The organism is Nocardia spongicola (assembly GCF_047200775.1).
Taxonomy (GTDB): domain Bacteria; phylum Actinomycetota; class Actinomycetes; order Mycobacteriales; family Mycobacteriaceae; genus Nocardia.
In genome coordinates this window covers 762,302-784,110 of the sequence record NZ_JBJZOO010000001.1, presented here as the reverse complement: position 1 = coordinate 784,110, position 21,809 = coordinate 762,302, and the positions used below count along the sequence as shown (strand labels likewise).

18 protein-coding genes are annotated in these 21,809 nt (G+C 66.3%); 5 read left to right on the top strand and 13 right to left on the bottom strand.

What is annotated here, in order from left to right; all coding sequences use genetic code 11:
- Positions 1 to 8 precede the first annotated feature (8 nt).
- The 5 genes from ACL02S_RS03365 to mftR all read right to left on the bottom strand — a co-directional run bounded on the left by ACL02S_RS03365 (position 9) and on the right by mftR (position 3,090).
- Entirely contained in the window at positions 9 to 641 is a 633-nt protein-coding gene (locus tag ACL02S_RS03365; RefSeq protein WP_412800761.1) for a SpoIIE family protein phosphatase, read from the bottom strand.
- Complete coding sequence (locus ACL02S_RS03360) at positions 634 to 1,047, bottom strand: ATP-binding protein (protein ID WP_412801090.1); 414 nt, start codon at positions 1,045 to 1,047, stop codon at positions 634 to 636. The genes ACL02S_RS03365 and ACL02S_RS03360 overlap by 8 nt, the downstream gene beginning before the upstream one ends.
- Positions 1,037 to 1,426: an STAS domain-containing protein gene (locus ACL02S_RS03355; protein ID WP_412800760.1), complete on the bottom strand. Its 390-nt coding sequence runs from the start codon at positions 1,424 to 1,426 to the stop codon at positions 1,037 to 1,039. Before ACL02S_RS03355 ends, ACL02S_RS03360 begins: the two co-directional genes overlap by 11 nt.
- A gap of 12 nt (positions 1,427 to 1,438) precedes the next feature.
- Positions 1,439 to 2,332, bottom strand: a complete 894-nt coding sequence (locus ACL02S_RS03350) for an STAS domain-containing protein (protein ID WP_412800759.1) — start codon at positions 2,330 to 2,332, stop codon at positions 1,439 to 1,441.
- Between the two features lie 137 nt (positions 2,333 to 2,469).
- Positions 2,470 to 3,090, bottom strand: a complete 621-nt coding sequence (mftR, locus tag ACL02S_RS03345) for a mycofactocin system transcriptional regulator MftR (RefSeq protein WP_412800758.1) — start codon at positions 3,088 to 3,090, stop codon at positions 2,470 to 2,472.
- A 40-nt stretch (positions 3,091 to 3,130) separates the two neighbouring features.
- Between mftR and mftE the strand changes: the two genes are divergently transcribed.
- Positions 3,131 to 3,832, top strand: coding sequence for a mycofactocin biosynthesis peptidyl-dipeptidase MftE (gene mftE / locus ACL02S_RS03340; RefSeq protein WP_412800757.1), 702 nt, complete (start codon positions 3,131 to 3,133; stop codon positions 3,830 to 3,832).
- Complete coding sequence (gene mftD / locus ACL02S_RS03335; protein ID WP_412800756.1) at positions 3,829 to 5,052, top strand: pre-mycofactocin synthase MftD; 1,224 nt, start codon at positions 3,829 to 3,831, stop codon at positions 5,050 to 5,052. The genes mftE and mftD overlap by 4 nt, the downstream gene beginning before the upstream one ends.
- A gap of 14 nt (positions 5,053 to 5,066) precedes the next feature.
- Here the strand turns inward: mftD and ACL02S_RS03330 are convergent, their stop codons facing one another.
- Positions 5,067 to 5,537 carry a MarR family winged helix-turn-helix transcriptional regulator gene (locus tag ACL02S_RS03330; RefSeq protein WP_412800755.1) on the bottom strand — a complete coding sequence of 157 codons (471 nt, stop codon included), beginning with the start codon at positions 5,535 to 5,537 and terminating at the stop codon, positions 5,067 to 5,069.
- A gap of 267 nt (positions 5,538 to 5,804) precedes the next feature.
- Between ACL02S_RS03330 and ACL02S_RS03325 the strand changes: the two genes are divergently transcribed.
- Entirely contained in the window at positions 5,805 to 7,481 is a 1,677-nt protein-coding gene (locus tag ACL02S_RS03325) for a fumarate hydratase (protein WP_412800754.1), read from the top strand.
- Positions 7,482 to 8,123: 642 nt separating this feature from the next.
- On the opposite strand, the gene ACL02S_RS03320 is transcribed toward ACL02S_RS03325, so the two are convergent.
- Both ACL02S_RS03320 and ACL02S_RS03315 read right to left on the bottom strand, forming a co-directional pair.
- Positions 8,124 to 8,810 carry an IPT/TIG domain-containing protein gene (locus ACL02S_RS03320; RefSeq protein ID WP_412800753.1) on the bottom strand — a complete coding sequence of 229 codons (687 nt, stop codon included), beginning with the start codon at positions 8,808 to 8,810 and terminating at the stop codon, positions 8,124 to 8,126.
- A gap of 29 nt (positions 8,811 to 8,839) precedes the next feature.
- Positions 8,840 to 9,850, bottom strand: coding sequence for an IPT/TIG domain-containing protein (locus ACL02S_RS03315; RefSeq protein WP_412800752.1), 1,011 nt, complete (start codon positions 9,848 to 9,850; stop codon positions 8,840 to 8,842).
- 609 nt (positions 9,851 to 10,459) lie between these two features.
- On the opposite strand from ACL02S_RS03315, the gene ACL02S_RS03310 reads away from it, so the two are divergent.
- Positions 10,460 to 11,296, top strand: a complete 837-nt coding sequence (locus ACL02S_RS03310; RefSeq protein WP_412800751.1) for an NAD(P)H-binding protein — start codon at positions 10,460 to 10,462, stop codon at positions 11,294 to 11,296.
- 16 nt (positions 11,297 to 11,312) lie between these two features.
- Here the strand turns inward: ACL02S_RS03310 and ACL02S_RS03305 are convergent, their stop codons facing one another.
- The 4 genes from ACL02S_RS03305 to ACL02S_RS03290 all read right to left on the bottom strand — a co-directional run bounded on the left by ACL02S_RS03305 (position 11,313) and on the right by ACL02S_RS03290 (position 19,882).
- Positions 11,313 to 15,500 carry a TIGR02680 family protein gene (locus tag ACL02S_RS03305; protein WP_412800750.1) on the bottom strand — a complete coding sequence of 1,396 codons (4,188 nt, stop codon included), beginning with the start codon at positions 15,498 to 15,500 and terminating at the stop codon, positions 11,313 to 11,315.
- Between the two features lie 2 nt (positions 15,501 to 15,502).
- A complete protein-coding gene (locus tag ACL02S_RS03300) occupies positions 15,503 to 16,930 on the bottom strand; it encodes a TIGR02678 family protein (protein ID WP_412800749.1) in 1,428 nt (475 codons plus the stop codon).
- Positions 16,930 to 18,543, bottom strand: a complete 1,614-nt coding sequence (locus tag ACL02S_RS03295; RefSeq protein ID WP_412800748.1) for a TIGR02677 family protein — start codon at positions 18,541 to 18,543, stop codon at positions 16,930 to 16,932. The genes ACL02S_RS03300 and ACL02S_RS03295 overlap by 1 nt, the downstream gene beginning before the upstream one ends.
- A 106-nt stretch (positions 18,544 to 18,649) precedes the next feature.
- Entirely contained in the window at positions 18,650 to 19,882 is a 1,233-nt protein-coding gene (locus tag ACL02S_RS03290) for an NsdA family TPR-like regulatory protein (protein ID WP_412800747.1), read from the bottom strand.
- Between the two features lie 239 nt (positions 19,883 to 20,121).
- Between ACL02S_RS03290 and ACL02S_RS03285 the strand changes: the two genes are divergently transcribed.
- The gene (locus ACL02S_RS03285; RefSeq protein ID WP_412800746.1) at positions 20,122 to 20,427 is read left to right on the top strand and encodes a hypothetical protein; all 306 of its coding nucleotides are present in this window, start codon (positions 20,122 to 20,124) and stop codon (positions 20,425 to 20,427) included.
- 365 nt (positions 20,428 to 20,792) lie between these two features.
- Here the strand turns inward: ACL02S_RS03285 and ACL02S_RS03280 are convergent, their stop codons facing one another.
- Positions 20,793 to 21,677 carry a PAC2 family protein gene (locus ACL02S_RS03280; RefSeq protein WP_412800745.1) on the bottom strand — a complete coding sequence of 295 codons (885 nt, stop codon included), beginning with the start codon at positions 21,675 to 21,677 and terminating at the stop codon, positions 20,793 to 20,795.
- Positions 21,678 to 21,809: the final 132 nt, after the last annotated feature.

Genomic DNA, 21,809 nt, shown 5'->3' with positions numbered 1-21,809 from the left:
CTGATCGCTCATGCGCGTGCCCTTGTGCTGCCACGGTGCCTGGCGGCCAGTACGAGCGCGTCGTCGGTGTCTTTGGCGTACCGGGCCAGGATCTCGGCGGTGATCTCGGCAGTCGACTTGGAAAGGTCTACTTCGGTGGCGGATTCGGCGACGATACCGTCGGTGGACATCAACAACAGGTCGCCGGGGCGCACTGGAATGGATTGTGGTTGCAGGTTCGGTGGCAATCGATAGCCGACGATGCCTGCGGTGAGCAATATCGTGGCGTGTACGGAGGGACCGGCGGGGCCCGCGGTGACCACCTGGGATTCGACATTGCCCACACCAATCCAGTGCACCGTGTCGTCCTCACCGAATCGGGCGAGCGAGATCGCCGCGCCGCGGGTATCGGACAGCACCCGATGACAGCGGTTCATCAGCATCTCCAGTGGCTCGGTGCGGTGCTCCGCGAGTACCGCGTCGGCGTGTTCGGCAGCGTCGGCTGCGGCGGCACCGTGCCCGAGCCCGTCGAGGACGGCGAAAAGGACGGTGCCGTCTCCGGCATCGAGGACGACGCCGCGATCACCCGAAGCCTGTTGGCCGGGTAGGGCGCGCCCTGCCATTGCCCACTCGATCCGGCCGATGAACCCGTCCTTATGCACTGTTGGGCACCCACTTCCACATTTCCACCAGGGTGCCGCGCCCCGGTGCCGAGTCGACAGTGAGCCGGTCCATCAGCCGCCGGGCACCGGGGAGGCCGAGTCCGAGTCCACGGCCGGTGGAGTAGCCGTCCTCCAGCGCGCGGGCGATGTCATGGATACCAGGTCCTTGATCCTCGGCCTGCACGATCAGGGCTTGTCTGCCTTCGCGGTCGGCGACCAGTAGACGGATTTCGCCACTACCCGCGTAACTGGTGATGTTGCGGGCTATCTCGGAGATCGCCGTGGAGATCATCGTCCGATCGGTCAGGGTGAAGCCGAGTTTGGCGGCCAGTTCGCGTCCGGCCTGACGTGCGATCACGATGTCACCGGAGACTCTGACCGCGATCACCACATTCTCAGCGGCCACTGTCACGACCGTCTCGATGATGACGGGCCAGGGTCTTGCTGTTCAACCAGGCGAGTCCCTCTTCCAGATCGAGGGCGGTATGCATGTCCTCGAAGGTGAGGCCGAGCTGCACCATGGCGAACGCGACTTCCGGTTGCAGACCGACGATCACCGTTTCGGCGCCGCGCAGCTGCGTCATATGCGCGATGGTACGCAAGGACCTCGCGGCGAAGGAATCCATCACATCGATCGCGGTGACATCGACGATGATGCCGTGCGCGCGATACTTGCTGACCTGTTTCATCAGGTCGTCCTGTAGCCGCTCGGTATCGGCATCGGTCAGCGCGGACTGCACCGAGGCGATGAGATACGTACCCTGTTTGAGAATCGGAACCGGCATGTGCCCGCCCGATCAGCGGCCGTCGCGTTCGGTGACGCGCGAGACCTCGTAACCGAGTAGGCGCTCGGCTTCCTCGATACCACCCTGCAGATCGCCGACCGCGTTCATCTTCGATAGATCCAGACCGATGGTGACCAGGGTCAGGGCGATCTCCGAGGACAGGCCGGTGATGATCACATTGGCGCCCATCAAGCCGGACGCGTCGACGGTCTGTACCAGGTGATTGGCGACCGTGGAATCGATCGCGGGCACACCGGTGATGTCGATGACGACCACCTTCGCGCGGTTGGCCCGGATGGCCCGCAGCAGTTGCTCGGTGAGCTGCCGGGCGCGCTGGCTGTCGAGTACGCCGATGATGGGCAGGATCAACAGTTGCTCGCGCACCTGCAATACCGGCGTCGACAGCTCGCGGATGGCTTCCTGCTGCTGGCGGATGACACGTTCGCGCTCTTGGACGAAGGAGACGCCCACCGTGTTGGCGATGCGGTTGGCGGCCGGTTCGTAGGCGTCGAGCACCGCGTTGAGCAGATCGAAGTCGGCCTGGTACTTCTCGAACAGTGAGCGGGCGAGCACGTCACGCAGCAACAGGACGATGCCGAGGACTTCGTCGGTCTCGACGCCGCGGGGAATGATGCGCTCGGACAGATCGCGCGCGTACGCCTGTAGAGCCTCGACGCTGCCGGTCTCGAGTACCTCGACGTAGTTGTCGTAGACGGAGGTCGCTTCGGAGAAGATCTCTTCCGGGGTCATCGCGGTCAGCAATTGGGCGTCCGTGATGCGCCTCGCCCATTCCTCGCGCAGCGCGGTGCGGTTCTGCCGCAGGTGTTCGACCAGTTGCGGGAGCAGGTTGTCGACCGGGCCCGCGGCCAGCGAATCCGCCGAAAGGCTCATGGACACCTCGGACATGAAAACTCCTGCCCCTTTCGACGGTTGCGTCGGGATCTTCGTGCGTTCGGCAGCTCGCCGTTTCCGAGCCTAGTCATACCCCATTCGAGCCGCAGACCAAACCCGCCGGTTGGCTGCCGGATGCCACTGTGTGACCCTCACCGCGCGGTGGCGAACCCGCGTTCCAGCGCGGCGAGCGCCTCGTCCAGGTATACGGTGAGGTCCGCGTCGGCACGGGCCAGCCAGGCGTCGAACGCGGCTCGGGCCGCCGCGAGTGTGGTCCGTCCGACAGCGAGGGGCAGGAGTCCGTCCTCCGGTTCGCCGAGTCTGCTCGCGGCGAACGCGCTCACCGCGCGTTCCCATGCGTCGTAATGCGTGCCCGCGGTGGCGGCCAGTGCCGGCACCGTAGCCACCAGATGCATCCTGGTGCGTAATTCGGGTACGTCCTCGGCGCGATACCGGTTGGCGTTCACCACGACTCGGCGCACCGCGGTCATCATCGGGATATCGTCGGCGACGGTGGCGAAGGACGTACGCAGTGCCGCGATCTCGTCGTCGAATTGGTACCAGAGCACCTCCGCCTTGGTGGGGAAGTAGCGGAAGAAGGTGCGCCCGCTGATCCCCGCGACGGCGGCGATCTGCTCGACGGTCGTCTCGTCGAAACCCTGCTCGGTGAACAGCCGCATGGCGATCAGTTCGAGTTCGCGCTTGGTGGTGCCGCGTGGGCGGCCGCGCGTGGTCCGGTTCTCCCGCATCGTCTGATTCTGCTCGACCGCCACGGCTCTTGATTATGTCAGTGACTGACGATAATCTCGCGACATGTTGGCGGATCTCACCTGGCCCGAAGCGGGCGAGCGGGCCGCCGCGGGTGCCATCCTCGCTGTCGCGGTCGGGGCGACCGAGCAGCACGGTCCGCATCTGCCGCTGTCCACCGATACCGATATCGCCGCGGCATTGTGCGCCCGGCTGGCCGCCGCCAGAGCCGATGTGCTGGTCGCACCGGCTATTTCGTATGGGGCCAGCGGCGAGCACGCCGGCTTTCCCGGCACTTTGTCGATCGGACAGCGGGCGCTGGAACTGCTGGTGGTCGAGCTGTGTCGATCGGCGACAGACACCTTCGACCGGATTCTGCTGGTGAACTGGCATGGCGGCAATATCGAACCGTTGCGCCGGGCACAGGATCTGCTGCGCGCCGAATCCCGCGATGTACGCCTCCACCTGCCGTGTTTCGATGGCGACCCGCATGCGGGGCGAGCGGAGACCGGACTACAGCTGGCGCTGGCGCCGGACCGGGTGCGTAGCGCTCTTGCGGTGGCCGGGAACACGCGCCCGCTGGCCGAGCTGCTGCCGCGATTACGCGCCGGGGGAGTGCGCGCGGTGAGTGCCAACGGCGTGCTCGGCGATCCGGCGGGCGCGACCGCCGCCGCGGGCGCCACTCTGCTCGATCAGCTGAGCGCTGATCTGCTCGACCGAACCCGGCTCTGGTGGCCGGAGACCTCCCCGGAAAGGACCGGAACATGAACCCGTGGTTCGAGACCGTCGCCGAAGCGCAGCGGCGGGCGAAGAAGCGGTTGCCGAGATCGGTATACGGCGCGTTGATCGCAGGCTCCGAGCGCGGCCAGACCATCGAGGACAATCAGCAGGCGTTCACCGAGCTCGGCTTCGCGCCACATGTCGCGGGCCCGATCGGCGAGCGGGACCAATCGACGACGGTCCTGGGGCAACAGCTTTCCATGCCGGTGTTGATCTCGCCGACCGGTGTGCAGGCGGTACACCCGGACGGCGAGGTCGCTGTCGCCAGAGCCGCCGCCGCGCGTGGTATCGCGATGGGCTTGAGTTCGTTCGCCAGCAAACCGATCGAAGAGGTGATCGCGGCCAATCCGGCGACCTTCTTCCAGTTGTACTGGTGCGGTGGCAAGGACGAGATCCTGCAGCGGATGCGGCGCGCCGAGGAGGCGGGCGCGGTCGGTCTGATCCTGACTCTGGATTGGTCGTTCTCGCACGGCCGGGATTGGGGCAGCCCGGTGATCCCGGAGAAGCTCGATCTGCGGACCATGCTGAAGTTCGCACCGCAGACGCTGGCGCGTCCGCGCTGGCTGGCCACGTATATGCGCTCGGGCAGGCTTCCCGATCTGACCGCGCCGAATATGGCGGTCGGTGATGGGCCTGCCCCTGGTTTCTTCGGCGCCTATGGCGAATGGATGGGTACGCCAGCGCCGGACTGGGCGGATGTGCGCTGGATCTGCGAGCAGTGGGACGGTCCGGTATTGCTCAAGGGAGTCATCCGGGTCGACGACGCATTGCGCGCGGTCGACGCGGGGGTGGCGGGGATCTCGGTGTCCAACCACGGCGGGAACAACCTCGACGGCACCCCGGCCGCGATCCGCGCGCTCCCGGTACTCGCCGACGCGGTGGGCGGCCAGATCGAGGTGCTGCTCGACGGCGGTATCCGCCGCGGCAGCGATGTGGTCAAGGCGGTGGCGCTCGGTGCGAAAGCGGTGCTGATCGGGCGGGCCTACCTGTGGGGCCTGGCCGCGAACGGGCAGGCCGGTGTGGAGAATGTGCTGGACATTCTGCGCGGCGGTATCGATTCGGCGCTGTTGGGTTTGCGCAGGACGCATATCACCGAGGTGGACCGGTCGGATGTGGTGATGCAGGCCGGGTTCGAACGGGCGCTCGGCGTGCCGGGCACAGCCGCGGTGGCCGATCTCCCGGCCCCGACGGTGTCCACATCGGCCTGAACCCGCCGGGACGCTCAGCTTTCGTCCGCCGAATTCCGATGATGCGCGAGCAGTGTGTCGTAGATATCGGCCAATGCGGCCAACTGCTTGCGATCGAGGACATCGATCATGTGCCTGCGCACGCTCTGCACATGCGCGGGCACGGCACCGGCCAGCACCTCGGCACCGCGCGGGGTGAGCAGGGCCGCGGTGCGGCGGGCATCGCCGGGGATCGGTTCCCGTACCACCAGCCCGCGCCGCTGCATCCGGGTGACCTGATGCGAGAGCCTGCTCTGCGACCACTCCAGTCCGGCCGCCAGGGTGGCGAAGCCGAGCCGATGGTCCGGAGCCTCGGCCAGCTGGGCCAGCACCGAGTACTCGACATAGGTGAGGTTGGACTCCCTGGTGGAATCCCGCCCGACCGCCGCGGCGATGAGGTCGCGGGTGCGCAGGAAACCCAGCCAGGCGTGCCGCTCGAGGTCGTCGAGCCGAGTGAGATCGGTCACGGGAATACCCCACATTCTGGCGGATCACACAAGCGTTCCGCGTCGCTGCGCGCGGTGCGCCGCACATGGCCGGGCGCGCGGACACCTGCGTGTTCTCTTCGGGATGACAGGTACCATCACCCGGTTGAGCGTGCAACCTTTCCGCCTATATGTTCGAGATAGGGTTGCCTAACCAGCTACGGGGTGCCGATCAGTGGCTAGGCTCGCTGTGCTCGTGACCAGCCCGGCCGTTCATCGTGTCCGGGCCCACCCGAAGGAGTGTGACTGGTGACCGCGCCGGACTTCCGCTATTCAGACCTGCTGCCGATCGGCGCGGATGACACCCCCTACCGGTTGCTCACCACCGAGGGAGTCAGCACCTTCGAACGCAATGGGCGCACCTTCCTGCAGGTCGAGCCCGAGGCGCTGCGGTTGCTCACCGAAACCGCGATGCACGACATCAGCCACTTCCTGCGGCCTGCGCATCTGCGGCAGCTGCGTAAGATCATCGACGACCCGGAGTCCAGCGGAAACGACCGCTTCGTCGCGCTGGATCTGCTCAAGAACGTCAATATCTCCGCGGGTGGCATCCTGCCGATGTGCCAGGACACCGGCACCGCGATCGTCATGGGTAAGAAGTCCGAGGGGGTGCTCACCGGCGCCGACGACGCGGAATGGATAAGCAGGGGCGTATTCGACGCTTACACCAAGCTGAACCTGCGGTACTCGCAGCTGGCGCCGATCACCATGTGGGATGAGAAGAACACCGGCTCCAATCTGCCCGCCCAGATCGAGCTCTACTCCACCGCGGGTGATCCGGCACACCCCGCCTATAAATTCCTGTTCATGGCCAAGGGTGGCGGCTCGGCGAACAAATCGTTCCTGTACCAGGAGACGAAAGCCATCCTGAATCCCACCAGGATGCTGGAATTCCTGGACGAGAAGATCCGCTCGCTCGGTACTGCGGCCTGCCCGCCGTACCACCTCGCGGTGGTCATCGGCGGCACCAGCGCCGAATTCGCGTTGAAAACGGCGAAATACGCCTCCGCGCACTATCTGGACAACCTGCCCACCGAGGGCTCGATGTCCGCACACGGATTCCGCGATCTGGAACTGGAGGAAGAGGTCTTCAAGCTGACCCAGTCCTTCGGCATCGGTGCGCAATTCGGCGGTAAGTACTTCTGCCACGATGTGCGCGTGGTGCGGTTGCCGCGACACGGCGCCAGCTGCCCGGTGGCCATCGCGGTGTCCTGCTCGGCGGACCGGCAGGCGCTGGCCAAGATCACCCCTGAGGGCGTATTCCTGGAGCAGCTGGAGCGGGAGCCCGCGCAGTACCTGCCCGAGCAGACCGACGCCATCCTCGGTGGTGACGTCGTCCGCGTCGATCTGAACCGGCCGATGGACGAGATCCGCGCCGAATTGTCGAAATACCCGGTGAAAACCCGGCTTTCGCTGTCCGGACCGCTGGTGGTGGCGCGTGATATCGCGCACGCCAAGATCAAGGAACGGCTCGACGCGGGCGAACCGATGCCGGACTACCTGCGCGATATGGCCGTCTACTACGCCGGTCCGGCCAAGACGCCGGAAGGTTACGCATCGGGTTCCTTCGGCCCGACCACCGCGGGACGAATGGACTCCTACGTCGAGCAGTTCCAAGCCGCTGGTGGCTCGTTCGTCATGCTCGCCAAGGGAAATCGGTCCGCGCAGGTGACCAAGGCGTGTAAGGAGCACGGCGGCTTCTACCTCGGCTCCATCGGCGGCCCTGCCGCGCGGCTGGCGCTGGACTGCATCAAATCGGTCGAAGTGCTGGAGTATCAGGAACTGGGCATGGAAGCCGTATGGAAGATCGAGGTCGAAGACTTCCCCGCGTTCATCGTCGTCGACGATAAGGGCAACGACTTCTTCGCCGAGACGCAGAAGCCGATCGCGTTGCGCGTGCGTACCCGCTCCAAAGAGCGCGTCTGAGTGGTTGTTCGGCCCGTGCCGCGGCATATCGCGGCACGGCGGTGTCATCTCGATCGCCGGGACATCACCGTCGGGCCGGGCATCCGCCGCGGAAGCTTTGCACATGCTGGGGAGCGAAATGTGAAATTCCCGCCAGTGATAGCCGTGGGGGTGGTCATGTGATCCACAGCACTGGAATGAAATTGTGGACAGCGTGTCTTCCAGGTGAGTGAAGTCCCGGCTCCTGGCGGGTGATTGCGCGCATATCGGATATATCGGATGGCGATCATGTGAAGTAGCACCGCTTTCTGTGGAATTCGCCGACTGTTGTCCACAGGACACCAGGGGACGTCGAAGTGCGTGGGATTGTCCGTTGCGGCAGGTGGTATTTCGGTAGTCATGCCGGCACGCGTGCCGGTGCGGTGGTGGCCGGGTATATGAGCAGCGCGTCGAGTTCCAGATTTCAGGACTCGGCGTGCTGCTGCGATACCGCCCGGTTGTTCATATGTGCAGGACCCGGCGTCCAGTAGTGGGCGGCCGCGTGATCCCTGGAAGGGAAGCGCGGCCGCCGCTGGGGTGGGTGTTGCTCTGTTCTTACTCGTTGGGTCCTACCGGATATGGTGCCGAAAAGACTCGGTGGTTACCCGGAGGCGCCGGTCATCATTACAGGTAGGTGAAGCTGGCGAAGGAATCGGTGCCTCCTGTAGTGGTGACGTCGACCGATACGGCCCCTGCGGCGTGCGCGGCAGTCGTTGCGGTGATCTGGCCGTCGTTGTCGACGGTGAACGAGGCCGCCGGAGTGCCGCCGAAGGTGACCGAGGTGGCGCCGGTGAAGTTGCTGCCGGAGATCGTCACCGCGGTCCCGCCTGCTGCCGGTCCGCTGACCGGGTTGATCCCGGTGATCACCGGGAACGGAACGTAGGTGTAGATGCCGGGGTTGCTGATGCCTCCTGAGGTGGTGACGGTGACCCCGGCCGCGCCGACTCCGATGGGGGCGGTGGCGGTGATCTGGTTGTCGTTGTCGACGGTGAACGAGACCGCCGGTGTAGCGCCGAAGGTGACCGCGGTGGCGCCGTTGAAGCCGGTACCGGTGATCACCACGGGGGTACCACCCCCTTCCGGGCCCGCGTCCGGGCTGAGCACTAGGACAGTCGGAGCCGCGATGTAGAGGTAGGGGGATGGAACGCTGGTGCCTCCTGGGGTGGTGACGGTGACCCCGACCGTGCCAGGCCCGCCCGCGGGGGCGATGGCGGTGATCTGGGTGTCGGAGTCGACGGTGAATCCGGCGGCGGGGGTGAGGCCGAAGGTGACGGCGGTGGCGCCGGTGAAGCCGGTGCCGGCGATGATCACGACGTTACCGCCTGTGGTCGGGCCTGCTTTCAGGGTGAGGGTGGTGATGGTGGGGACAGTGAGGTAGGTGTATGCGGCTGGGCCGCTGGTTCCTCCTGGTGTCGTGACGGTGACCCCGACCGCGCCGACCCCGGGGGCGCGGTGGCGGTGATCTGGGTGTCGGAGTCGACGGTGAATCCGGCTGCGGGGGCGGCGCCGAAGGTGACGGCGGTGGCGCCGGTGAAGCCGGTGCCGGTGATGATCACCACGGTGCCGCCTGCTTCTGGTCCGCTGGTGGGGAAGAGGGTGGTGATGGTCGGGACCGGGAGGTAGGTGTAGAGGGCTGGGCCGCTGATGCCTCCCAGCGTGGTGACGGTGACCGCGACGGTCCCGTTGCCGGGGGGTGCGGTGGCGGTGATCTGGCCGGCGGAGATGAAGGTGGCCACCACGGTGATGCTGCCGAAGGTGACCGAGCTGGCGGGGGTGAATCCGGTACCGAGGATCGTCACGGAGTTGCCGCCGCCTTCCGGTCCCGAGGTCGGGACGAGGGCCAGGATGGTGGGGGCGGCGATGTAGGTGTAGCCGAGCGCGTTGCTGGTGCCCGCGGCGGTGGTGACGGTGACTGCGACGGTCCCGGCCCCGGCGGGGGCGATGGCGGTGATCTGGGTGGCGGAGTTGACGGTGAACGAGGTCGCGGGGGTGGCGCCGAAGGTGACGGCGGTGGTGCCGGTGAGGTTGGTACCGGTGAGTACGACGACGGTGCCGCCCGTGGCGGGGCCGGAGGTGGGTACGATCGCGGTCAGGGTCGGCAGTGGGGGTGCGCCGTAGGTGTAGGCGACGCCGTTGCTGACGCCGCCGGCGTTGACCACGGTGACTTGCACGGTGCCGGATCCTGGTGGGGCCAGGGCGGTGATCTGGGTGGGGTTGTCCAGGGTGAAGGTGGTCGCGGTGCCACCGAAGTACACCGAGGTGGGGCCGGTGAACCCGGTACCGGTGATGATGACGGAGTTCCCGCCGGAGGGTGGTCCGAAGGTCGGGAAGATGGCGGTGATGGTAGGCATACCATTACCCCTTCGAGTGCTGTGTGGTGATGGGTACGGTTCACCGGGGGGTGCCCGACGTGTGTTGTTGGCCCGGCTCCTCCATTAACGCCCCCGTAACCTTTGCCGGGCAAGGGGTTTCGTAGTCCGCCTCTGTCCGTTTTCGGATTGTTGTCTGGGTCGACGGCGGTCGGCGATTCAGCGGTAGTCGGGTGTGTTGTCTTGCGGCGATATCGCTTCCAGCGATATCGGTCGGGAAAACTTCATCGGTGATCGTCCTATAGCAGCGTTCATACGCAATGACATGCACTCGCGGCGAGCGGTAGGAGGGCATGGATATCGACGATTTCAGCGAGCAGTCGCTCATTGGTTGTTCGTGCGGCACGAAGTCGTCGCGGCGGAGGAAGTCCGGATGGTCGGTGAGCGTGGCGCTCCGACCTCTGATATCCGCGACAACTCCACATCGTGTTGGGCGACAGGTGAGAGAAGGTACCGGTTCACCGGCTGCCCGCACCGTCGGCGCGTTTTCGGGCGGTGCAGTCAATGGCGCAGGTGCCGACGCTTGACCTCGAGTCGACTTCAGGTTGAAGGATCGTCGTCGCTGGGAGTTCGATATGTGAGGAGCGGATTGTGATTCTGGTGACCGGAGCCGGCGGCAGAGTCGGTGGCAGTGTGGTTGCGCAGCTGCGTGCGCGCGGTGAGAAGGTTCGAGCCCTGGTCCGTGACCCGCGGCGCGGCACACCGATGCCGGGGGTGGAGGTGGTGCGTGGCGACCTCACCGACCCGGTGAGCGTTGCCGCGGCGATGGATTCTGTGCGTGCAGTGGTCCTGGTGTGGCCTACCCTCAGTGCCGATGCCGCCGCACCCGCGACGATCGCAGCCATCGCCGAGCGGGCCGAACGTGTGGTGTATTTGTCGGCGAACGGTGTCACCGCAGGCGCGGACGAGGGCATCCTCGGCTCACACGCCATGCTCGAAGGTCTACTCGAGGATTCCGGTATGGATTGGACGTTCCTGCGGCCCAGTGGATTCGCCGCGAACACGTTGGGTTGGGCCGGGCAGATCCGGGATACCGGTGTGGTGCGGTGGATTCACGGTGCGGCGCGGCGGTCGCTGATCGATGAACGGGACATCGCTGCGGTCGCCGTGCGGGCCGCGACCGAATCCGGTCACGTCGGGCAACGGTATGTGCTGACCGGTTCGGAATCGCTCACCCACATCGAGCAGGTGGCGGTTATCGGTACCGCGATCGGCCGTCCCATCCGCTTCGAGGAGATCGATCCGGATACGGCGCGTCGGACACTGTTCGAGGATATGCCGCCTCAGGCGGTCGATGGCATCCTCGCCGCACACGCGGCCATGGTCGCCGTACCGGAACCGGTGACCGACACCGTCGCACGGATCACCGGAAACCCGGCGCGGTCGTTCTCCGAGTGGGCCGCCGCACACGCGGCCGAGTTCGCATAGCGGATAGCGCGTGCCCCTAGGTCACCGGTACGAGTTCGAGCCCGCCGTCGAGCATGCTTGGTATCCGGCGGCGATCGGGTGAACCGAGTGCGGCGGTCAGTTCGGTGCCGTCGTGTCCGGCGAGTATGTCGCCGCTGTCCCATACCAACAGCGTCGCGCTGACGGTGTGTTCGGCCGCCGAGTGCGCCAGATCGTAGTGTGCGCAAGCCGGGACGTGCGGATAGGTGATCCACAGGTCGTAGCCGGTCATGAACAGGTCGAGGTCGAATTGCACGCTCAGGCCGAGGAGTTCGCTGCGGCCGTTGTCGTCGACGCCGGCGAAGGCTTCGTCAAGGGCGAGTAGACGTGGCGCCTGCGGGTCGGCCGAATCGAGCATGACATGTGCCGCGGCGAACAGGGGCAGGTGCAGTGATACCGACTGTTCGCCGCCGGACAGCGCGCTGTGCCTTGCCACGGTGAGCCGGTCTTCGGTGCCGTCGGTGGTGATGAGGGTGAAGGAGAATACGCGCCAGGTGCGGTAATCCAGGGTGGCCGCGAGGATCTCGGGATAGGAGCGTTCGGGGTGGGCGGCTCTGGCCGCCCTGATCTCGCCGGCGAGGTGTGCGCGGATCGTCGCCAGATCCTCCGCGGTCAGTGTCGAGACGTCCCGATCCATCAGTTTGCACATGGCCCGTGCCGGATCGGACAGCTGGTCGGCGAGCAGCCAGTGCACCCCGATGGTGTTGCCCGATGACATCCGCCGCCGCTTCATCTCCGCCCCCATCCTGGCGATGAGTTCGCGTGCGTCGCTGGTGCGTTCGTGGATCTGCTGGGCGAGGCCGGTCAGCAGTGCGTCTTCCAGGATGCGCTGCTCGGCCGCGGTGAGCAGCTGTTCCTGGTCTCGGCGCGCGGTATCGACGCGGGTGGCGAAATCGGACAGGGAGTGGCAGCCGTGTTCGTCGTCGACCTGGACGACGGTGAGGCCGTCGGCCGCGTCCCATCGCAGCCGGTAGTCGTGGCCGCAACCGGCCAGCGCGGCGTCGAACTCCTGTAATGCCGCGGTGGTGGCGCTGCGCGTCGATTTCCGCGCCGTCTCGCTCGCGTGCACCGTGGCTGTCGCGGCGGTGAGGCTGTCGAACAGGGCGGCGACCTCGCCGGGCAGTAACGGTGTTCGCTGGTTCGGCCCGGCCGCCGTGATCCGGTACAGCAGTTGTTCCGGTGTCGACCAGGCGGCGTCGCTGCTCGGCCAGCGGTGCTCGGCGGGGGCGCCGAGCAGGGTGAGCAGATCCGGTTGGGCGTAGGGTGCGAGGGTTTGGACCGCGGTGCGCACTTCGGTGAGTGCGGTGGCGAGCGATTCGTGGGTGGCGCGATAGGCGGCCTCGGCGTCGCCGACTGCTTCGATGGCCGCGTCGGCGGCTTTCCGCGCGGCTTTGCGCTCTGCCCTTGTCGCTTCGATCCGCCGGCCTGCCTGCGCCAATTCGTGATCGATATCGGTCGCGCTCGCACCGAGTGCCGCACGTAAGGTCTCCAGCTTACGTACCTGTTCCTGATAGCCGGAATGCGCGGCCGCCGCCTCTTCGGCGAACACTTCGGCCAGATCGGCGGCTTCGGTGCGGCGGTCTTCGCTCTCCTCGGCGCGTTCGTGTGCGCGCCGGTGCTCGCCGCGCAGCCGCAGCAGGCCCGCGCCGATATTCTCGAAATGCCGGATGGCGGCGGCGAGAGCATCGAGCTCACGGTGGGTGCGGGGAGTGCGGTGCGCGGTGGCGGCCTCCCGCAGTTTCTTCTCCGCCGTTGACAGCTCCGCGACGGCTCGGTCCAGGTCGTGCTCGGCCTGTGCGCAGGTCTCGGAACGAGAGCGCATCATCCCCGCGGTCTCGGCTACCGCTCGTAGCGCGGCGGTGACCGCGCTCGGCCGCGGCAGGGCTTTGGTCGCGGCACCGAGGCGCGCGAGTTCGGTGGTGAGATCGGCCTCGTGCCGTTCGGCGGCATGCCGGTCGTCATCCGCGGCCGCGAGGGCAGCGGTCAGCTCGGCTGCGCGGTGCTCGCGCCGTTCGGCTCGTGCGGTCGCGCCGATGAATTCCACGGCGGCTTTTCGGTGTCTGCCCAGCTGTACGCCCTGGCGGAAGCCGCCTGCCGCGATACTCACCGCGCCGCTCGGTGCCTCCGCGCTCTCCGGCAGGGCGATGGAATCGAGCAGGTCAGCCACGGTGTTCTTCGGCACGGTGCAGGAATCCGAATCGTCCACGATGACGAGCACATCGGCGAGGGTGCGGCCGGTCGGCCGGTCGGCGACGGGCAGGGGCACCAGGAATTGATCCGATTCGTAGTCCGCGGGCAGTTCGCCGTCCGGGCAAACCCAGCCGTCGAGCAGATTCGCCGCTTCCAGTGCCGCCTCGACAGCCGCCGCGGTCTCTGGCGGCACCTCGTCGGCGAAGCGCACCAGGCGCCACAGGGGGGCACCGGGATATGTTCCGGTCCGGCCGGATCGGGCGGCGACGAGAGGCGGCGCGTCGTCGTGCTCGGCGATGACTCGTTCGCGTTCGGCGGTCAGTTCGGCGCTGCGAGCGGCTGCCGAGGTACTGCGCGTACGCGCCTCCTGGCGCTGGGCGCGCAGCGATTCGAGCAGGGGGCCGGTTCGTTCGGCAAGCACCTCGGCGACGGTGGGCGCATCCGAACCCGCGTCGGCTACAGCGGCGTGCAGTGCGTCGAACAGGTCGTCGCCGAGCGGGGTATAGATCGCGCGGTGCTCGTCCCACCACGATCGGAGCGCATGTGCGGCGGTGCTGCGTGCCAGCTCCACCGCCGCCTCGGTATGCGCGATCTCGGCGGCGGTCGTATCGAGTTGGGCATGGGCACGTTCGGCGAGCCGCTCGGCCCTGGCGCGTTCGGTTGCCGCGGTCTCCACCGCCGCCACCGCATGACGGACCGCGCGTACATCGGCATCGCGTTCCTCGGCGTGGCCGCGCACGGTGGTGGTGAGCTGCTCGATCCTGGCAGGCTCGGGCAGTGGTGTCCACGTGATGCCCGCGTCCTCGGCGGCGGTGCGCAGCTCGTCCTCGCCCTTGGTGAGTGTGGCGGTGGCAGTGTCCAGCGCGGTGCGCGCGTGTTCGGCCTCGTGAGTGCGGTGCTCGAGGGTCTGATATGCCGTATTCGCCTTATCGGCGTGTACCTCCGCCGAGAGTTGTAGGCGCCGTACGGCATCGGTCAGGTCGTCGAGTTGCTGTTTACCTTCATAGGCGGTGGAACGTTGCAGGTTCTCCCGGTCGGCGTTGGCTTGCTCATAGGCGCGGTCGGCATCTTCCGCACGGGCTTCGGCGGCGGTACGTTCGGTCTCCCTGCGTTCACGCAGTGTCGTGGCGGCGAACAGTCCGGTGCTCGCGGTGGTGGCCGCGTCGAGCCGGGCACGCACCTGTTCGACATCCGTTTTCGTCTGGACAGCAAGGTATTTCCGGTAGATCGTGACGAAGGCCTTGGTCGCGGTATCGGCCTGTGCCAGCCCTTCCAGGGTGCGGCCGACGTCCTCCATATCGCTGAAAGAACGGGCGGCATCGAGGATCAGCTGCTCGTCCAGCGGACGCAGCCCGCCGGTGAGTGCCTGGGACAGGCCACGTGGGTCCAGATGTTTGGCCAGCTGGGGGCGGCGCAGGGTGAGGATCAGGGTGATCAGCTGGTCGTAACGTTGTGCGCCGAGCCCGAACATCCGCGCGTCGATGGCATTGCGGTAGTCCACCGGCCGGTCCACGATCGAGTCGGTACCGATCTGTTCGGCGAGCTGTTTACGGGTGAACGGGCGGTCCTCCGGATCGATCAGGGAGAAATCCACGCCGACCCGGCCGTCGGCGACGAAGTACCAGCGGGTCACCTTGTCCGAGGATCGGGTGGCGCGCATACCGATACCGATAGTGACCACTTCGGGGTCGTCCCAGCGACCGCGCGCGAACTCCATCCAGACATAGGAATAGGCCGAGTCCTGTTTGCGGTAGAGCAGATTGGACTTCATCGTGCGTTCCTCGCCTGCGAACGGATTGAGCCTGCGTGGTTCGATCCGTCCGTCGAGGACGAAGGGGAACAGCACTTCCAGTGCCTTGGTCTTGCCCGAGCCGTTCGGCCCGCGTAAGACCAATCTGCCGTCCGCGAAACAGAATTCCTGATCACGATAGTCCCAGAGATTGATGATTCCGGCACGGGTGGGGACGAACCGTACTCCGCCGTGAATGAGCGACATCCTCAGTTCCCTTCCCTGCCACTGCCGTCGTCATCGGGTCCGTAGGTATCGGCCGCGGTGACGAATAGTTCCGCGGCCCGCTTCGTGCGGACTGTCACGACCGCGCCCCGGTAGCGGGCCAGCGCGGGCAGCGCGAGCAGTCCGTCGTCGACAGCCAGGACCAAACGCAATCGTTCCAGTAACGCCACCGATTCCGTGGTGAGGCAGGCGACGTCGGCTTGCCATCGTGCGGCGAAGGTGCTGCCATAGCGGTCGGTGAGGGCCCGCATCGTTTCGTCAAGCCATGCTGTGTCGAGGAGTGGATAGCAGGCCGCCTCCGTCGCATCGGCTTGCTCGGAGCCGCTGCCCGGTGCGGTATCGCCGTCGAGCGCATCCATCGACCGCAGCTCGGGCAGCGGGGCGAACAAGGTCGGCTCGGGGATGGCCCGATCGAGTTGCTCGGCCAGTATCGCGCCAGGAGCGGGCGGCGCGGCGCGGCGCGGCAGCGGATTGTCGCTGTCCAGTACGCGATCGGCGATCTCACCCGCGAGCAGCAGGGCGACCTGCGCGAGTGTTCCGTTCCAGGGGAAACGGATATCCGACATCCGTCCAGCGGTGTCGATCAGCGCGACGCCTTCGGCTCTTCGTTCGGCGCGCAATCCGGTGAACAGCTCGACATCCGCGATGATCCGGTCCTGCGCGAGGACACGGCGTTCTTCTGGTGGTCTCGCGTCGAAGTACACCACCGGCTGTTCGACCAGCGCCCGGCGGATCCGGCGGGTGGTCTCGGCGGCATCGGGGCCGGGTTCACGCCCACCCGTGGCTACCGCCGTTTCGGCGAGCAGCCCCCGCACACTGTGCAGATGCTGCAGCGCCCGCGGGGGCCGGAACAGCGCGAGGACCACCGGCCGGTCGATATCGTAGAGGGCCTCACCGGCTTCCGGGTCGCCTGCCCAGCTGCCCGCGTCGCCGTCGGCCACGGTGAGCGCGCCCCGTGCGGTCAGCCAGCCGACCGCGTCGACGAACGCGTCCCGGTCGGCGACATGGTCGATCGACAGGGTAAGGCCGTCCACCCGGCTCGCGGCGGCGGCGACCTGATCGGCCAGCTCGGACAAGGTGATCTGATCACCGGCCCGGCCGAGTGCGGCGAGCGTCACCGCGAGGTAGGCATAGCGGCGACGGTCGAAGACACGCTCGGCCGTGGTGCGGGCGGGCCTGCTCGCCGTGAGCTGGTCCGCTACCGGGAACACCCGTGCGGTGGTCTCGGTGACTTCGAGCCGGTAGCCGAACAATTCGGCGAGATCCTCGCGCAGTTCGGTAGCCCAGCGACGCACCAGAGGCAGCGCGATCCGGTCCGGATAGGTGCGGGTCACCAGATGGTGGACCAGGACGGTCCGTGCGGCGCGTTGATAGTTGTCCAGGGTGAGCGCGTCGATGGTGCGTGCGTGCATCAGCCGTGTTCCCCTCGTGGGTGGGTCCGTGGCCTGCGCGTCGGTTCGATCGTCAGTATCCGATTGTTCATGTGCAGCAGCCCGTGTGCGGTGCGTACCACGGTCGGACCGGAGTGTTCGGACACTGTCAGAGTGACGCCGCTATCGGAACCGGTGGACCCGGCCACCCGGCCGCGCACCGGAACCCACGCGGTGGACGCGGCGTTCAACAGCCGCAGCAGTACCTCGGTTTCCTGTTCATCCAGCACTCGCTGGTACATATCGCCGCTGCCGAGTGTCGCGGCGGCTTCGGCACGAGCGCGCTGTGCGTTCAGCTGCGCTGCCCGCAGGCGCTGGATGCCTGCGTCATTGCGCTGGATCCGGGCGGGCGCACCAGCGGACGGCGGACGCCCGGTCTCGGCGAGCGTCCGCGATATCGCCAGTGGTGGTGCCTCCCACCAGGATCGGGTTACCGGGATCACGTCGGCATCCGGGTGTGCCTGCGCCAGATGTCGTGGTTTGCCGAGTCCGAATACCGCGTCGAAGAGGGCGTGGGCGCCTTCAGCGGTCGGCGTGGCGATGAACCAGCCAGCCAGATGCCGCAGTGCCGATTCTCGACTCACTCCACCGCGGCGTGTTTCGGTGACTCGCCGCAGCAGCGCGAGGACCGCGGCGATAGCGCTCATGGTTGCCTCACGCAGCCGTTCGGCTTCGGTGCTCCCCGTTGGCTCGGCGCCATCGGGCGCGATGAACCATCCACGGAGCCCTGCCCACCTGGCCTGCCAATCCGACTGGCGTTCGGTCGTGCTCAGCAGCACTCGCTCATCGCACTGCGCTGCCAGGACGATCAGTTCTTCGACACCGGTCTGCTCGATCGCGGTGACGGCGGCCGCCAGCCGTGGCGTGAACCGGGCCAGGTCGAGGCTGAACTCCCGCATATGCGCCAGGAGGGCGTCCTTGTAGGCGAGGAACGATTCCGGGGTGATCTCGGTGGTGCGCACCAGATCGCCGAGCCCGAGATAGAAGTGTGCGGCGCGGGCGGCCAGCTCCGAGAGAGCAGTGTCGAGGCGGCGCAGTGTGCGATAGACGCGCGTGGCGTCGCCTGCCCGGTTGGCCTCGGCCAGGGTATGCAGATCGGCCAGCAATTCTGGGAGTACCAGGCGTGATAGCGAGGCTTCCTGAACGCGGGTGTCGAGCACTCCGGCGACCGCGTGATAAGCCTGGAATCCGGCTTGGGAGAACTGGTATACGTAGTGCCGATTGCGGTATTCGGCCAATGTCGCGGCGCGGGTTCCGTCGTAGCTGCGCTCCAGTACACCCCAGTGGTGCAGTTGGTCGAGGAGTGGGCTGATCTCGGCCGCGGTCAGATGCGGTGCCGTCGCTCGGCTCCCCGCGGCGCAGGAGTGGGCCGAGCGTGGTTCTCCCGGTGTCCGTTCCGTCGGATCGGAGGTGCGCGTGAGCCATTCGGCGACATCGTCGGCATGGAGTAATACCGAATAGGCTGCCCGCGCGCTGTCGAATGCGCGCAACACCCAGAGATAGTCGGCGCGGCGTTCGGCGGTGGCGAAGGAGAACAACCGGAGCCGATCATCCCAGTGGGTGTCGTCAGGGCAGCCGAGGTCGGAGTCGGTCACCGGGAACAGGATAGTTGCGAGCTGATCGCCACTCGCACGATGTTCCGGAATCTGTTCTGGATGTGTCCGATTCGTCGCTGTTTGCCAATGCTGGGTGTGGGCCGGTTCACTCCACGGACAATGCGCGCAACTGGTCTAGATAGGTATGTGCGCGCGGATCATCGGGATAGTGTTCGATGATCTCTTGGGCGGTTTCACCCGCGACCCACATCAGGGACGGTAGCGAACGCCGTTTACCGGTGAACGCGCGCATCCCTTCGTCGACCGCCAGTTCCAGGTCGTGATTGCGCACCGCGACCACGGCCAGGGTCAGGCGTGCTTCGGAGATCCGCATCGGGTTGCGTACGGTGCCGTCCGGGCAGATCGCGTTCTTGATGACTTCCCGCGCGTAGGTTTCGGCGAGCCGATCGTCACCGGCTGCCCGGCAACAGTCCATCGCGTAGAAGTCCAGTTTGTGGGTGTCGATGACGAAATGATTGTCCAGATTCGCCGGATGTTCGAATCGCTCCAGGATTGCCCGGCCGTCCGCCAGTGCTGCCTCGACCTCGCGCGAGTTACCGAGCCTGGCCCAGGCTTTGGCGCACTGGGCGGCGAGTTGCGCGCCGACACGCATATCTCGGCTTACTTCCAGCACCGGCTGTACCGTCTCGATCACACCACGGTAATTGCCCTGGGTGAGTGCGAACCAGGCTGTCATTTCCACTGCCCAGGCGGTGATCTCGGCGTTCTCGGCCTCCTCTCCCAGCGAATAGGCAGCACGGCGAGTCGCCTCGGCCGCGGTGCGTCTGCCGAGGTCGTAGTCGACACATCCGACCAAAAGGGCGACCCAGCCGGAGAGAACGAGGATTTCCCGGTGTTGCCCCAGAGTCAGGCGACCGTCCAGCAATGAGGTGATCCTGCGCAGCCACGCCGTGCCTTCGGCATGCAGGTCATAGGGATCGGCGTAGGAATATTCGCAGCACAGGCGTTCGGCGGTGATCCGGATGGCGTCCAGTGTCACCGAGGAGACATCGGACATCCGCAGTCTGGCGATGAACTCGAGTGTGTCCATGCCCGTCGCGGAGAGTAATTCGTCGTCCCGGTTCGGTCGGGCCTTGGGAAAGAAGGCCGAGGTCATCGTATCGAAGGTGGCGGCGATGATCGGGGCGTAGAAATCGTCAGGGCGTGATTCGCCCGATTCCCAACGGCGCCAGTTACGTAGCAGGGTGCTGTCGGTCGGCAGATTGTGCGATGACTTCCCGCGCATCACGCGTACCGCGTCGGCTTGCGACCACCCCCTCGCGTCGCGTTCGGAGCGCATCCGGATAGCCCATACGGGTCGATCGTCGGTAGCGGTCACATCTGTAGTATCGCACCAGTTAACGCGCGGTGGTCGGGATAGGGCAGACCGATGTCACTGGATTGACAGCTACATTCGCATTGTGGCGTGCGGCAGGCTCGATATGAGCGCGGAAAGTTTGCCAGCGAACCGGATAAGGCTATTGACAAGTACATCTGCTTTTGCGTGAAGCGCAATAACCCCGTACAACGGGGGGATCCACTGAAGAGAACGGCGATCCCAATCCAACGGAGGTTCGGGTGGAAGCGTTGATCTATGGATACTTGCGTGACGATCTGGCCGATGGCCATGGCAAGGAGCTCGAGGCGGCGATGAGCAGTCTGGCTCGCGCGGAAGGGCTCTGCTTCGCCGCGACATTTCATGAATCGACAGGGGGCGATGGTACGGCTTTCGCCGAACTCACCGCGGAACTCAAGCGGGCCGACGCACACCATGTGGTGGTTCCCTCACTCGATCACTTTGCCGGTCAGACGATTCCGCGTGACATACTCATCGCGAAACTGGCACAGGAGGCGGCGGCGCAAGTGTGGACCGTGGACAGCTGACCTGCGTATCCACCTCGTCCGATATCGCGTAGACAGCCGTCGCCGCGGCTCAACCGGAACTCCGGTCACGGAGAAACCGGTGGTGCTGGACGCGAGGGTACTGCTCGAACAGTGGATATATCTGCTGTGCAGCAGAGTTGAGCATGAATCATCAGTGGGCACGATGACGTGGGGAACGGCCTGCCGGATCGTTGTCGGGGCCTGGCGCGCTCGCGTACCCGCCGCGATGCGGGGTCACCACTCACTCAGGTGATCCAACGAGGGGTATGCGGGCAGCACCGATACGGGTGAGCGAACCGATCCGGGAGGCGGCAGCGGCGAACGGGATGGCGCCGCGGTGCGCTGGCCGCGGAGTCGAACGAGTTCTAGAGCCCGAAGCTGCCCGGCCCCCGTCTGCGCAGGTACTTCTCGAACTCGGCCGCGATAGCGTCGCCGTCGATCTTGGCCATCGTCTCGTTCACATCGACCGCGGCGTCGCCGCGTTCCTCCAATGACCGAACGTACTCACTGATCTCCTCATCACCCGCGGTCATCTCGTTGACCGCGGTTTCCCAGTCCTCGGCCTGTTTCGGCAGCTCACCGAGGGGCACCTCGATGTCGAGCACATCCTCGACCCGATGCAGCAGCGCGAGAGTCGCCTTCGGGTTCGGCGGCTGGGAAATGTAGTGCGGCACGGCGGCCCAGAACGATACCGCGGGCACCCCGGCTCTTACGCATTGGTCTTGCAGGACGCCGGTGATCCCGGTCGGTCCCTCATAGCGGGTCTGTTCCAGATTGAACCGCTCGGCCGCCTGCTTGTTGTACGCCGAGCCGGTCACCGGCACCGGCCTGGTGTGCGGAGTATCGGCGAGTAGCGCGCCGAGGATGACCACGGTCTGTACCCCGAGTTGTTCGATGAACTCGAGCAGATCACCGCAGAAGCTCCGCCAGCGCATATTCGGCTCGATGCCACGCAGCAGTACTACGTCGCGGTCGCTTCCCGGCGGGGAACACACCGACAACATCGTCGACGGCCACTGGATTTCCCTGGTCACACCGTCCACCTGGCGTACTGTCGGCCGGTTGACCTGATAGTCGTAGTAGTCCTCGGAGTCGAGTTCGGCCAACGGTTCGGCATCCCAGATCAGCTCCAGATGCTCGACAGCTCCGCTGGCGGCGTCACCCGCATCGTTCCAGCCCTCGAAGGCGGCGACCAGTACCGGTTCCCGCAACGTCGGCAGTGCCGAATCGGAAGTTTCACTGGCGTTCACTCGGTCAGCCTACGGCCTATGCCGATATGGCGTGCCCTGGGACAGGCCCGACAGGCGGTGTGTTCTCCGGCGGCCGCCGTGGATGTGGGGTATGCCTGCAGGCACCGGGCTGTGACGCGGCGGCCCGGGTGT